We start from the raw sequence: 14,363 nt of genomic DNA, 5'->3' as shown, positions 1-14,363 counted from the left end.
ATAAATCTATTTTGTTAGTGCAACGGGTGAATAGAGATGTCAGTAGCTTGTTCAACATTCCAGTTAAGGAAAACCGTTAAGCCATCATCAGTAAGTTGATAACAAGTTTGCAGCTTAGTACCCACGCATTGTAATACCGCAGTGGTGTTTTGTTGGTGGACTTTGACTTGGCTTATTGGTTGATTCCAATGCTTAATTGTCAGGGTCAATTGCCTATTATTAGGCATATCATACTGGGTATGTTCAGCGGCTAGTGAGATTGTCAGAGCTTGGTCAAAGGTTGCGGTAAAATTCAATTTTTGATTAGCCTGACCTTGCTCAGCATAAGGCGTGATACCGTCGTCGTGATAGAGTACACCACGTGAATTTTTTACTGAGCTATCGTGGTAATAATCCAAAATTAACTGTGTAGTGTCGTATTGCTCAGTTGAAGACATTGCACTCGCTTGCGGTACAAAACTACCGGCTTTAACAAGTACTGGAATGGTTTCAAGCGTAACGGCAATTTCAGTATCTAAGCCACCTTTTTTCCCTTGGTATTGCTGACCACTCCAATAATCAAACCAAACGCCTTGTGGTACTTTTACCATTTGTTTAGTTGCACCAGCATCAGTTACAGGTGCAACTAAAAATGCATCGCCCCAAAGATAAGCATCTTTGTAATCAATCAGCGCTTTAGTCTCATCAATGAAAAATAACGGACGCATCAACGGCGTACCTTGAGTGGCGTTTTGGTAGGCTAAGGTATAGTTATAAGGCAGTAATTGATAACGTAACTTTATGAAATTACGCACGATATCTTGGGTTTCTTTGTCGTGAAAAACTGGCTCTGGCGCGATATGCTCTTGTGCATGCGGACGGTAAATCGGTTGGAAGACACCGTATTGTAACCAGCGGATATAAAGCTCTTTATCAAAGCTATCGCCGCCGGCAAAGCCACCTAAATCAGAGTGAATATAACCTAAGCCAAACATTCCCATTTGCAGTGCCAATTCCACTTGCGGTTTTAAGCCACCCCAGGTGCGGTTAACATCACCTGTCCAAGGGATCAAACCATAGCGCTGTGAACCTGCAAAACCGGCGCGCATTAAAATAAACGGACGCTTTTGTGGGTTCACTTTTAATGTTTGCTGATACACCAATTTTGCCCATTCGTGACCATATACATTGTGTAATTCATCGGCTGTGTATTGCTGGCCATTCAAGGTATGTAACATATCGTGTGGATGTACTTCAGGCTCACCGAGATCGCCCCACCAACCTTCAACACCTTGTTCGAGTAAAGGCTGATATTGTGACCAGAACCAGTCTCGTCCTTGATCATTAAAAACATCGACTAAACCCGTTTCGCCAAAATAGAAATTAAATACTTTAGGGTCGCCCGCTAAATTGGTGCCTAAAGCATCGGCTTGAACGGCACTGTCCCATTTACTCGATGTGGTTAAGATAAAAGGCTCTGAAATCAGTACTGTTTTAATGCCATCATTTTTAAAGTCTTTGATCATTTTCTCAGGAGTTGGAAAGGCATTGCGATCCCAATCTAAATTGCCCATATGACCTTGAATGTCAGGACCAAACCAATATAAATCAAAGATGATGGCATCCAGTGGAAAATCTTGCGCTTGGTGCATTTTTACAACATTGCGCGCTTCAGCTTCATTGCGATAACCAAAGCGAGATGCAAAATTACCCAAGGCCCAACGCGGTAATAACGGTTGCTTACCCGTCAAATCAGTGTAAGTGCTAACTAACTCTGAATAACTATTATCAGTTGCAATAACATAAGAAGAACGACCACCAACTGCTTCAAATTGCACGATATTTTTCTCGGCATGAGCAATATCAATGGCACCTTTTGCGGTGTTATCAAATAGCACCAAATACTTTTTGCTCGACATTAATGCGGGCAAGCTGTAATTCATTTGATTCGATTCAGTTTCATAACCGTAATGGGCGCGGTTATAAAGTGGAATGCGATGACCACGTCTGTCCATGCCTAATACGCGCTGACCGCCACCTAAAAATTTTTCATCTTCATCGACTTTAAAGCGAAAACCTAATAAACCAGTATGAGAGAAAAAGCCTAACTCTTCTGCAATTAATAATTCTTGGTCTCGGTAAAATGCAATATTAAAAGGGGATTTAGTGATCACCGCAGTCAAACCTGAAGTGGTAAACACCAGTTCTTTTTTATTGTTTTTCAAACGAGTTTGCGGCTGATTTTTTTGCTCAATCAAGGAAAAAGACGGCAAGTTTTTCACCCCAACTTTTTGGTAAAGCACTTCCATGGCTTGCGAATGAATAGCTTTGATTTTGACTTCACCTTGGTCAGTTTTGACGATCAAATTTGAGTCAACAACTTGATGCGAAAGATATTCTCTCGCCTCAAGTAGGCCAGTGCTGAAAATGAATATCAGCGCTATGCCAAGCAAGCGTGGAAATAACATTAAAAAACTCCTGTGTTATTGCGTAGAAAAACTCTCGAGTGTTTTTCGATGAGATTGAAAGTTGAGTGAACAACGGTGAATGAAGTCCAGTATGTGAGCCGGGTTATGCTGACTGGCAATGTCTTTGGGCGCCTGTAGTTGCTGCGCATCGGGATATATGCCATAGCCAGCTAATAAGCAATGCCATGAAATAGAGGGGTAGTAATCGCCTATGTTTTGGCGATCGATTTCATCGGATAAGTTTTTACCTTGCATCCAAGTCGATAAAATATCGTACAGTGAATGTGATAACTTGTTGTTATTCGCATTGGCTAACCAGTATTGACTATCGGTACGAGAGTTAATGCGATAATGCCCAACAATATAATCGCGAATGGCTTCAAATCGGCGATTAATATTTTGGTTGTAGCTCGCTTGATACTGGTCAGTAAAATCACCTTTTTGGTAATGCTCAATAAAACCTTGAATGGTTTCCTGAACGATATGCAGCGCGGTAGCCTCTAGTGGCTCAATAAAGCCTTGTGATAAGCCAACCGCCACACAGTTTTTAGCCCAGTGCTGTTCAACTCGTCCCACTTTCATTTTCAAGTGTCTTGCTTGCACGTCTGAATCTAATAAACCTAGGTGAGCTCTTAATTCAGTTTCCGCTTGATCACTATCAGTAAAGCTCGAACTATACACATAGCCATTACCGGTTCGGTTGGTCAGAGGAATTTTCCAAGCCCAGCCATTTTTAAGCGCTGTTGACTCGGTTTGAGATGCAATTTCAGCTGAGGCTGACGTTGGCAGCACCACTGCAGAATCGTTAAATAGATTATCTTTATAAAATTTGAAAGGGACTTTAAGTGTGTCTTGCAATAACAAACTGCGAAACCCTGTGCAGTCGATAAAAATATCAGCTGCAAGTGTATTGCCTTGAGCCGTTACGATATTGGCAATGTCCCCACTGGTGTTTTGATTGACTTGATTAACTGTACCTTCGATTCGCTTCACACCTAGTGTTTGGGCATTTTCCGCTAAAACTTGCCCTAATAAATGAGAGTCAAAGTGATAGCCATAATTCATTTCAAACGGAAAAGAATATTGTGCCTTCGGTGCTAATTGTTTATTAGCTAGATACGTTGCTAAAAAGAAGTGATCAGGGTGACCTTCTAAATTGACCCCCTGGCGGCGTAAAAAGCTATTATGGAAAAACGCAGGCGCCGTATAGTCATCAGGTTGAGCGGGAAAAGGGTGAAAATAGCTCTCATAACCAGGTTTTGTTGACCAATTATTAAAACGTATACCATTTTTAAACGTCGCATTACATTTTGGCATCCAGTCTTTTTCAGCTAAACCTAAAAAATCCATAAAGCCCTTAAGTTGAGGTGTTGAGCCCTCTCCTACGCCGATAATGCCAATATCTGACGATTCGACCAAAGAAATATCAACACCTAAACCTTGCCAACTTTTAGCAATTAAATTAGCCGCCATCCAGCCGGCAGTGCCACCACCTAAAATAACAATGCGTTTACCTTTTGCTTTTGAAAAATCCATCCAGTTCTCCTACTTGCTCATTTATTGAGTTTAAAAAAAGCCACTCAAGATCTCGCCTTGAGCGGCTTTAAGTTTAGTAAACCTCTGTAACTATTGATGAATTTAATAGCTAAAGTTAATACCGAAGTAGAACTGGCGACCAAACTCTTTGTAGGTACCTGTAGCCAAAGAGTTGCCATATGTAGTGATATTAGCTTCGTCAGTTAAGTTATTAACTTGGATAACGGCATCAATACCATTTTCAAAATCATAACTGGCTTGCCAATCGACCACTGTATAAGCTTCTGCTAATTGTTTGCTCGAACCGCCCGGTGTTGCACCATCATAGATATAGTCATCGCGACAACGTGCATTAAAGTGCGTACTAAAATTGCCTATATCCCAGAAAATAGTACCGCTCCATACATGTTCAGAGAGCCCTGGCATATCGACCATTTCATTGCCTAAATTAAGACCACCATTAACTTCAACATCCGTTTGGGTAAATGAGTAGTTTGCATTCAAACCTAGACCAGCGAAAATACCCGGTAAGTTGTCAAATACCGTTGTATAAGCAAACTCTAAACCGCGGATATAGCCACCTTCATCGGTGTTTTGTACCGTTTGATATTGACCTTCAACATAACCTTCTGGTGCTTCAATACCAATTTCTGACCAGTCGACTTCACCTTCTTGATACACGATGGTTTCAATTAAAGACTCGACATCTTTGTAGAAAGCCGCAACTACATAAGCACTGCCATCATCAGCATAATGCTCGTAAGAAATATCAAGTTGTGTTGCGCGGAATGGGTCTAGGTTAGGGTTACCTTTAGACCAAACGTTGTATCTTGGGCTCGTACCATCATTTGCAGTATCAACCCAAGAACCGGCACCACCGCGAAGTTGATAAACAGGTGGGCGTGCCATTACCTTAGCAGCAGCTACACGAAGCTGATCATTTTCTGATAATTGGAAGTTTAAATTGATCGATGGCAAGGTATCTGAATATTCAGGACCGTATTTAATGTTTTGATAATCTGTGCGTGTTACGCCATTATCATCGGTAATTTCATCACCGATTTCACCTGCAGGTAATTGTTGGATACCAATCGATTTGGTGTCAGTTTCAACATAACGCACACCCACGTTACCTGTTACTGGAATATTGCCAACTTCCGCTTCAAAGTTCGCCATAAAATAAAGTGCAGTCACTTCTTCTTCCAACGCGCCACTTTCTATTAACGTCCAGTTATGTTCCCAAGTTTGTTGTGCATCGTAATTGCCAGGGCCAAAGATATCGTTAGCAATACCTGGTAAATCCAGCTCTAAAAACTGCAAACCTTTAACATTATCTACTTTAACAAAACCGTCTAAAGAAGCAGGTTGGCAAGGGTGATTCATATGGTTGAATTCACAACCTTTAATGTTGGTGATATTGCCATTTGCATCAACATAACCTTGTTGACCTTCGCGTGTACCCCAACGGAATGTTGAACGTTCATCGGTAAATTTACGCTCAGAGTACCTAAAGCCAGTCTCAATTGAAGTGATAAAGTCACTCGCAAGGTAATATTTAAAATCAGTTTTAAAGCTATCAATTTCGTCAGTGTATTTATGCGGGAACTGTTCCCAAATACCTAAACGCATATGACTAAGGTCAGTGTAATCTGTGTTTAAGCCAATAATAGGCGCTTGCCCACTGCGGTTTTGGAATGAGATCTCTTGGCCTTCTAACTCTTGCCAAGTATCAACTGAGACACCATCAATAACATCAGAGCCAAATTGGTAAGCATGCATTGACGCAATGCGATCGAGCCTTGTCTTCTCACCTTCACTGTGCGCTACATCAACACTGATCTCAAATTTATCAGTTACATATTCAATTTGAAGGCCTATGCTATCCGTCGTCGATTCGGTTGATTGATCCTCAGAGCGCATTTCAAACCAAGGACCATCTGCGGCTATGTTAGTGACCGTACCACCTGATAAGTAATCACCGGTAAAACTTGGGTTTTCCAATTGGTATAAACCGCCCAAGTCTTTTGACATACCTTCAAAGTTCAGGCCATTTTTCTTGTCTTCGGAATCAAATGATGAATGGAAATAATCAAATTGTGCTTTGAAGTTATCATTCGGTTGATAAACTAAAGTCGCTACTGCGCCAACACGTTCATCCGTACCTTTAGCTGCGCGAATTTGATAGCCATCACCAGAGCGATACATAGTGCCATTGCCAGCGTAATCTTGTTCGCGTTTCACTTCATGACCTATGATGTCATAAGCACTGTTAGGTTGCTCTAAGACGGCAACACCTAAACCGACACCAAAAGTATCGTCGGCAAATTTACCTTGATAAGAAAAGCTAACTCGATGTCCGTTTTCATCAGCCCCTACATCTTCAGCAGCGTCGTTGTATGATAAACGCAAAGCGCCTTTGAAATTATGGTCCTTTTCAGCCATTAATGGGTTAGCCGTTTTCATCTCAACTGTACCGGCAACGCCACCTTCAACCAATGATGCTTTTGGTGATTTATAAACCGCAGCTTGGTTGATAAGTTCTGCAGGATACTGGTCAAAGGCAATCCAACGACTCCCCGCCGTATAACCAGATGTTGAGGCTTGCTCTCGGCCATTTAATGTAGTTTGAATAAAGTCGCCATTCATACCACGGATGTTTAATTGCGATGATTGACCGCTGTCTCTAACGGCTGTTACACCAGGTAAACGACCCAAAGCATCAGCGATAGAGACATCAGGTAGCGAGCCTAAATCACCGGCATCAACAAATTCACTGACCGAGTCGGTATAACGTTTTTTATCAATCGAGCCAAGAATACTTTGGCGGATACCGCGAACTTGGATAACTTCCTGTACTTCGACATTTTCTGTATCAGCAGATTGTTCTTCTGCTGCAAATGCATACGAGCCGTAGGTCAAACCGCTCGACATCATGGCTAGCGTTAATAAATTAGGTTTGAATTTATTCATGTGCTTGGTCTCTTTTTGTTTAGCGAATTTTTCAACTCACTACCCTGAAAATTGTATTTTGTGTCTCTGCACAAATTTGGTGTTACTTTTCTTCTAATTAGTGCAACCCGTTAAGGCATATATTCATCTTAGGTGGTTTTGAAAGCCCTACAATCTTCTGCATACGTATGAATAAAACTACAAATGTAATAAATTATTACTAAAAGCAATAAAAACGCACTACTAAGGTGCAAAACAAGGGTTTATTTGCTTTTCAACTGAACAATTAAGAGGCAAACAGTAAATTTAGGTAAGGAAGATGTAGTCGATAGTTAAGTGAAGCGAATGCTGTCAGCGCAAAAAGGACGGTTAAAAACTAAAACTAAGCAACAATATTGAAATAAAATTACAGAAAAAGTGACAATTCTCTTCTAGAAATGCACTTGGGGTTATTAAAGAAATCGATTCGGGCATAAAAAAACCCATGCATTTGCATGGGTTTTTAAAGCGAATAGCTCTAAATCTAACGAGTTTAATTACTCACCGTCAAACGGGTTAACTAATACAATCGTCTCTACGCGATCTGGGCCTGTTGAGATAATATCAATTGGCGTTTCACATACTTCTTCTAAACGCTTGATGTAGTCTTTAGCTGCTTGCGGTAACTCATCGTAGCTTTGAACACCGAACGTGTTTTCAGACCAACCAGGAACAGTCTCGTATACTGGCTCAACTGCCGCGTAACCTTCAGCATCTAAAGGCGTAACGTTAGTTACTGTACCATCTGCTAACTTGTAGCCAGTACAGATCTTGATTTCTTCTAAGCCGTCTAATACGTCTAACTTAGTTAAACAGAAACCAGTAATTGAGTTAAGTTGAATTGCACGGCGCATTGCCACAGCATCAAACCAACCTGTACGACGTAAACGACCTGTTGTGGCACCGAACTCGTGACCTTTGTCACCTAAGTGTTTACCAACTGGGTCTTGCTTGTCTTGACCGTCGTATAACTCAGTCGGGAATGGGCCTTCACCAACACGCGTAGTGTATGCTTTAACGATACCTAAAACGTAATCTAAGTTACGCGGACCAAAACCACAACCTGTCGCAACACCACCAGCAGTCGTGTTAGACGAAGTTACGAATGGGTATGTACCGTGGTCGATATCTAATAATGTACCTTGTGCACCTTCAAACATGATACGGTCGCCATTGCGGCGCGCTTGATCTAATGTCTCAGTTACATCGATGATCATGTCTTTTAAGATAGGTGCTAATGCTAATGCATCGGCTAAAGTCTTATCGTAATCAACTGCTTCAGCTTTGTAGAATTGCGTTAGCTGGAAGTTGTGGTATTCCAATACTTCTTTTAATTTTTCAGCAAAACGCTTTTCACAGAATAAATCACCAACACGTAAACCACGACGAGCCACTTTATCTTCGTACGCAGGACCGATACCACGACCAGTTGTACCAATTTTCTTGTTACCACGCGCCGCTTCACGAGCTTGGTCTAATGCAACGTGGAATGGCAAAATTAATGGACATGCTTCAGAGATTTTTAAACGCTCACGTACTGGTACGCCACGTTCTTCAAGCATAGTTACTTCTTTCATTAAGGCTTCTGGTGATAACACTACACCGTTACCAATAATACAAGTCACTGAATCACGTAATACGCCTGATGGGATCAAGTGTAAAACGGTTTTCTCACCATTGATTACTAAAGTATGACCAGCATTATGACCACCTTGATAACGCACTACATATTTTGCAGTGTCTGTTAGTAAGTCAACGACTTTACCTTTACCTTCATCACCCCATTGGGTGCCTAGCACGACTACGTTTTTACCCATTTTTGACATTCTTTCTAAAAAATAAGGGCGGGGATTTTACCAAGATGTCGTGACAAAATCACCAATGGATTTTGATTTAAGCCTAGTTTCTCTGTCATTTTTAGTACCATTGAGTGATAAAGTATTCCCAATAATGCTTTATTGAGAATATAAAATGATGCAGGCAATCAGCAACATCACTAGCCCGTATCCCCTAAAATGCTCTGCAGGTAATGTCGACAGCTGTTTTAAATAACGGCTCCAACGCTTGGGAAATAAAGCAGGGCCTATGCCTTCAATAATCAATACTAGTGCTATTACCTTCAGCCAAACTGCATCCATCTTTTTGCTCCTATTGTATTTTTTGCCAGTGTAGATAAAAAAAGCCCCACAACCAAGGTCGTGGGGCAAGTGCTATTAAAGGAGCAATAAATAGCAACAACAGAGAAATAAGTCGGTTAGTTCAACTTGGCAAATAACACACCTAATGCAGGTAAGTGCAGTTGATGTTGTTCGAGTTCCCCCTGCTCAATTAGCAAGTCGAGATAAATTTGTTGGTAATTGGCCTCAACATTTAGCTGGGCAACTTCATCCGTTAAATTAAAAACACATAACCAAGTTTGACCTAGGTAATGCCTGTTAAACATCAAAATACCCTGATATTCAGCATTAATAAATTCGATGTCACCATATTTCAAAACAGGTGCCGTTTGACGCCAACTAAACCATTGACGATAAAAATTCAGCACAGATTCAGTCTGTTTTTCTTGCTCAGCTACTGCTAAAGCAAAATGTGACTCTGCTACCGGTAGCCAAGGTTGATTGTCACTAAAACCAGCATGTTCCGCAGTTTTATGCCATGGCATAGGTGTTCTGCAGCCATCACGACCTTTAAATTTAGGCCAAAATTCAATTCCGTAAGGATCTTGTAACTGCTCAAACGTTAATTCAGCTTCTGTTAAACCTAACTCTTCACCTTGGTAGCTACAAATTGAACCTTTTAAAGACGTAACCAATGCAGTAAACATTTTTGCTTTTTGCGCAAAGCTATTGTTTTTCCCCCAACGAGAAGCGACACGCTCTACATCGTGGTTACTGATAGCCCAACATGGCCAACCATCAAGTACTTTCGCCTCTAGTGCTTGAACCGTATTGCGAATATGCTCGGCAGAGAAGTCATCGGTTAATAACTCAAAGCTATAGGCCATATGTAGGCGTTGCCCTTTAGTGTAATCAGCCATAGTTTGAATGGAATCTTCAGAACTGATTTCACCTAACGCCACCGTCCCCGGATAACGATCTAACAAAGCGCGAATCGCTTCCATGAAGGTTTCATTTTCAGGCTGAGTATTGTTGTAATAATGGTACTGATAGGCATAGGGATTATCAGGCGAAAAGCCACGCCCTGCTCTTTGATCAATTGGCTTAGCGGGATTGTCTTTTAACTCAGCGTCGTGATAACAAAAGTTAATCGCATCTAGGCGTAAACCATCAACGCCTTTTTTCAGCCAAAACTCTACATTGTCCAGCACTGCCTGACGAACTTGTGGATTGTGAAAATTTAAATCGGGTTGCGAGGACAAAAAGTTATGTAAATAGTATTGCTGACGACGAGAATCCCATTGCCAGCCAGGGCCGCCAAAAATAGATAACCAATTATTAGGCGGCGCACCGCAGGGCTTTGAATCAGCCCAGACATACCAATCGGCTTTATCATTGTCTTGTGATTGGCGACTTTGCTCAAACCAAGCGTGTTGATCAGAAGTATGACTTAATACCTGGTCTATCATCACTTTCAGTCCAAGGGCATGAGCCTTGTCTAGCAAAATATCAAAGTCATCCATGTCACCAAACATAGGATCAATAGCTCGATAGTCACTAATATCGTAGCCAAAGTCTTTCATTGGCGATTTGAAAAACGGTGATATCCAAATAGCATCAACGCCCAAACTGGCGATATAATCTAATTTTTGAGTAATACCCGCTAAATCACCAATCCCATCGCCATTAGCATCAAAAAAAGATCGCGGATATATTTGGTAAATGACAGCACCACGCCACCACGCCAATTGATTCATATTGTTTAACTCCACCACATCTGGCTTCCATGCTCTTGCTTTAATTTTTTTAGCATAGGGGATGGTGAACTTAACTGGCAATGAACTGCAAACGTATGCAAAAAACAAAGCTCAGAGCGCAAACACATAGAAACCACATAAGAAAGATAAAATAAACCCTTTAAAATAAGCAGGTTATAAAGACTTCGATTTACCTATTGGCATTTGACAATAGATGATAACGAGAGTGAATACGTATGCAGTAAGTTGTTGTTATCTATAACAAGAAGATACATTCAAAGCTAAGCATTAAATTGTGGCGTGAATCTGCAGAACAAATAAAAGTCTCCTAGACTGATATCAAAACAAGACAAATAACGCCGCTGACAATACTAGAGAACAATATGAAGCAACCTAAACTTTCCTTTTGGCAAATGTGGAATGTCAGTTTCGGCTTTCTTGGTGTGCAGTTCGGCTTTGCCCTGCAAAATGCCAATGTCAGTCGTATTTTGTCAGACTTAGGCGCCGACCTACATTCATTATCACTGTTTTGGTTAGTCGCCCCAATTATGGGTTTGATTATTCAACCGATTGTTGGCTCTGCATCTGATCGCACTTGGACCAAGCTAGGCCGTCGTAACCCCTTTATCCTAGCAGGTGCACTAGCAGCGGCAATTGCCATGTGCATGATGCCAAATGCACCTATTTTTGTAGCCTTTATGGCTCCAATGATTTTTGGTGCGGTAATGTTAGCGGTAATGGATGCTTCATTTAATGTGTCATTCCAACCTTTCCGCTCTTTGGTATCGGATATGGTTCCGGGCGAGCAAAGAACCAAAGGCTACTCCATTCAATCGTTATTGATTAATGTCGGCGCCATTATTGGTTCGATTCTGCCATTTTTATTAACCAATGTAATTGGCCTTGAAAACGCGTCTAAAGCAGGTGAAGTAGCGCCCTCTGTGACTATTGCTTTTTATGTCGGGGCAACGGTGATGCTAGGGTCAGTATTGTGGACAGTGATTCGCACCAAAGAGTACGAACCCGCGCAATATTATCAGTACAAAGGTCTAGACCAAGCGAAAGTTGAGGCTGAAAAAGCCGAGCAACAACAACGTACTCTGGGGCAAAAACTCGGTGCATTTTTTGGTTTAATGCTGACTATGCCAAAAACCATGAAACAACTAGCCGTAGTGCAATTTTTCTCTTGGTTTGCGCTGTTTATTATGTGGGTTTACACCATGCCTGCTATCACTCAACACGCCTGGGGTTTAGAAGCTAAATGGTTCGATTCTCAGTACCTTGCCTCTTTACCTAGCGTGCCTGAACATATCTCTCAAGCAAAAGGAGCAGCAGGTGATTGGGTTGGTATGTTATTCGCCGCTTATTCACTATTTGCCGCGTTATTTTCAATTGTCTTAATCAAAGTAGCCGATAAAGTTGGCCGTAAACTGACCTATAGCTTGTCTTTGTTAGCAGGGGGATTAGGCTACCTGAGCTTCTATTTATTTAACGACCCAACCATTGTTGAAGCAAATGTGCTAGTTGCTACTGTCAATATTCCACAAGGTGCCTTGAATTTACTATTGCCTATGGTTGGCATTGGTATTTCATGGGCCGCTATTTTAGCCATGCCCTATGCCATTTTAGCCGGTTCATTACCTGCAGAGAAAACAGGTGTTTACATGGGGATCTTCAATTTTACGATTGCTGCTCCTCAGATTATTTCTGGCTTATTCTCGGGCTGGATATTGCATTCAGTGTTCGAAAATCAGGCCATTTACATCATTATGCTGGCAGGTGTGTCTATGGTACTTGGGGCTATTTCGGTTTACTTTGTCAAAGACGACAACTAAATAAAATCGAACAATTAGCAGTCGGTATCCACTTATCGACTGCTGATTTTTTGTATTTGGGTTCTTAAGCCTGACTGCCGCATGATTCTCTAACGATCAGTTCAACATCCATTAAATAATCATCAACCTGCTAACCATTAATTAAATCAATGAGTTTAGTCACCAGTAGCTCTCCGGCTTTATTGGTGTTTTGCTTAATGGTTGTTAATGGCGGCGAAGTAAAACGGGCAATCGGAATATCATCAAAACCAACGACCGCGATATCCTTAGGAACCTCTAAGCCGCGTTCTCTAATGGCTCGAATCGCGCCAATCGCAATTAAATCTGATGCCGCAATGACAGCATCAAATTGATGGCCGGTATCGAGTAAATCCAACATAGATTGATAGCCTGAATCCTCACTCGAAACCGCGTCTATATCTAATTCAGAGTGCAAAGGTAAATCAGCAGCCACTAATGCATCACAAGCACCTTGATAGCGAGCTTTAAATTCAGGGCTACCATCGCCTCGACCACCAATAAAACTGATATGACTATGACCAAGCTTTAATAAATGCTCTGTCAGCTGATAACCACCTGCGTAGTTATCACACGAAATCGCTACACCGGCATGTTCTGCAGGTGAGCCCCAACGAACACAATGGGTTTCTTGTTCTGCTAACTGTTTTAACTTATCTTCAAAATCTAAGAAGTCCCCATAGCCCAATAAAATAATACCATCAGCGCGTTTGCTATCTTCGTAATCCGCATGCCAATCATCACTTAATTGCTGGAAAGAGACGAGTAAATCATAGCCATTTCGAGCGCACGTACGCGTAATACTACCTAGCATCGCAGTAAAAAAAGGGTTAATTAATGAATCGTCAGATGTTGGATCTTCGAACAACAACAGGGCCAAGGTTCGGCTATTTTGCGTGCGCAAGCTGCTCGCATGTTTATCCACTTTGTAGTTAATTTCTTTGGCAATAGCTTGGATTTTAGCGCGTGTTTCTTCACTCACCAGCGGTGAATTACGCAATGCACGGGACACCGTAGACTGAGATACTCCGGCTAAATGGGCGATATCAAAAGAAGTCGCTCGGGATTTCATTTACTTCAACCTATCAATTCAGATAAACCTTTATATAAAAGGTAAACTATAGAGTAAAGCAGGCTATTTAGCAGTAAAAGTAGTAATAAAAAAGGCCGGTATTGGCCGGCTTTTTTAAACATTTTGACCCGTCCTGAATAAGGTTGACACTTTTCCAACTTCAATTTGGAGAAGATAATGAAACCAATAACTAAGCGTACACAAAAAGATTATTCACTTGCCTTTAAATTATCCGTCGTTGATAAAGTAGAAAAAGGCGAATGTACTTACAAACAAGCTCAAAACCACTATGGAATACAAGGGGCTTCAACCGTTTTAACTTGGCTTCGCCGGTATGGTCAACTAGATTGGAGTAAAGGTACACCCAATCATATGAATGAGCTTCCCCTTATGTCTAAACCCAATGACTTAACACCTGAGCAAAAAATCAAAGCCCTCGAAAAAGAGCTAGAAGATACCAAGATAAAAGCACAATTCTTTGAAACGATAGTCGATGTACTTGATAAAGATTTCGGAGTACGTATCACAAAAAAGCAACGCAACGCGTTATTGAAGAAAAAAACATAACCAAGCTATCTGTCAGTAGAGCTTGT

The 14,363-nt window shown here is 41.3% G+C and carries 7 protein-coding genes and 2 pseudogenes; 2 read left to right on the top strand and 7 right to left on the bottom strand.

Annotated elements, in window-relative coordinates:
• Window positions 1-14: 14 nt before the first annotated feature.
• From HR060_RS11135 to HR060_RS11110, 6 genes are all read right to left on the bottom strand, one after another.
• Window positions 15-2,447 (bottom strand): glycoside hydrolase family 31 protein, encoded by a 2,433-nt coding sequence (locus HR060_RS11135; RefSeq protein ID WP_174200372.1) that lies wholly within the window; start codon window positions 2,445-2,447, stop codon window positions 15-17.
• Window positions 2,448-2,462: 15 nt separating this feature from the next.
• Window positions 2,463-3,983 carry a tryptophan halogenase family protein gene (locus HR060_RS11130; protein WP_174200371.1) on the bottom strand — a complete coding sequence of 507 codons (1,521 nt, stop codon included), beginning with the start codon at window positions 3,981-3,983 and terminating at the stop codon, window positions 2,463-2,465.
• Window positions 3,984-4,085: 102 nt separating this feature from the next.
• Window positions 4,086-6,953, bottom strand: a complete 2,868-nt coding sequence (locus tag HR060_RS11125) for a TonB-dependent receptor (RefSeq protein WP_174200370.1) — start codon at window positions 6,951-6,953, stop codon at window positions 4,086-4,088.
• Window positions 6,954-7,468: 515 nt separating this feature from the next.
• Window positions 7,469-8,788 carry an adenylosuccinate synthase gene (locus HR060_RS11120; protein ID WP_174200369.1) on the bottom strand — a complete coding sequence of 440 codons (1,320 nt, stop codon included), beginning with the start codon at window positions 8,786-8,788 and terminating at the stop codon, window positions 7,469-7,471.
• Window positions 8,789-8,926: 138 nt separating this feature from the next.
• Window positions 8,927-9,109: a DUF2065 domain-containing protein gene (locus tag HR060_RS11115; RefSeq protein WP_174200368.1), complete on the bottom strand. Its 183-nt coding sequence runs from the start codon at window positions 9,107-9,109 to the stop codon at window positions 8,927-8,929.
• Window positions 9,110-9,225: 116 nt separating this feature from the next.
• Window positions 9,226-10,845, bottom strand: a complete 1,620-nt coding sequence (locus tag HR060_RS11110; RefSeq protein WP_174200443.1) for an alpha-glucosidase family protein — start codon at window positions 10,843-10,845, stop codon at window positions 9,226-9,228.
• A 383-nt stretch (window positions 10,846-11,228) separates the two neighbouring features.
• On the opposite strand from HR060_RS11110, the gene HR060_RS11105 reads away from it, so the two are divergent.
• Window positions 11,229-12,680: an MFS transporter gene (locus HR060_RS11105; RefSeq protein WP_174200367.1), complete on the top strand. Its 1,452-nt coding sequence runs from the start codon at window positions 11,229-11,231 to the stop codon at window positions 12,678-12,680.
• A 133-nt stretch (window positions 12,681-12,813) separates the two neighbouring features.
• Here the strand turns inward: HR060_RS11105 and HR060_RS11100 are convergent.
• Window positions 12,814-13,770, bottom strand: a pseudogene (locus tag HR060_RS11100) (LacI family DNA-binding transcriptional regulator); the annotation flags it as partial.
• Window positions 13,771-13,947: 177 nt separating this feature from the next.
• Between HR060_RS11100 and HR060_RS11095 the strand changes: the two are divergent.
• A pseudogene (locus HR060_RS11095) lies at window positions 13,948-14,334 on the top strand (helix-turn-helix domain-containing protein); the annotation flags it as partial.
• Window positions 14,335-14,363: the final 29 nt, after the last annotated feature.

Origin of the sequence: Marinifaba aquimaris, from assembly GCF_013328345.1 — a bacterium.
GTDB lineage: Bacteria > Pseudomonadota > Gammaproteobacteria > Enterobacterales > Alteromonadaceae > Marinifaba > Marinifaba aquimaris.
Note: the sequence above shows the minus strand (reverse complement) of the source record. Positions and strands in the feature narration are given on the sequence as shown.

Bases quoted from the DNA above. Each gene is read 5' to 3' on its own strand.
- HR060_RS11130 (WP_174200371.1), bottom strand. From the start codon at position 3,983: ATGGATTTTTCAAAAGCAAAAGGTAAACGCATTGTTATTTTAGGTGGT.
- HR060_RS11135 (WP_174200372.1), bottom strand. From the start codon at position 2,447: ATGTTATTTCCACGCTTGCTTGGCATAGCGCTGATATTCATTTTCAGC.
- HR060_RS11120 (WP_174200369.1), bottom strand. From the start codon at position 8,788: ATGGGTAAAAACGTAGTCGTGCTAGGCACCCAATGGGGTGATGAAGGT.
- HR060_RS11115 (WP_174200368.1), bottom strand. From the start codon at position 9,109: ATGGATGCAGTTTGGCTGAAGGTAATAGCACTAGTATTGATTATTGAA.
- HR060_RS11110 (WP_174200443.1), bottom strand. From the start codon at position 10,845: ATGAATCAATTGGCGTGGTGGCGTGGTGCTGTCATTTACCAAATATAT.
- HR060_RS11105 (WP_174200367.1), top strand. From the start codon at position 11,229: ATGAAGCAACCTAAACTTTCCTTTTGGCAAATGTGGAATGTCAGTTTC.
- HR060_RS11125 (WP_174200370.1), bottom strand. From the start codon at position 6,953: ATGAATAAATTCAAACCTAATTTATTAACGCTAGCCATGATGTCGAGC.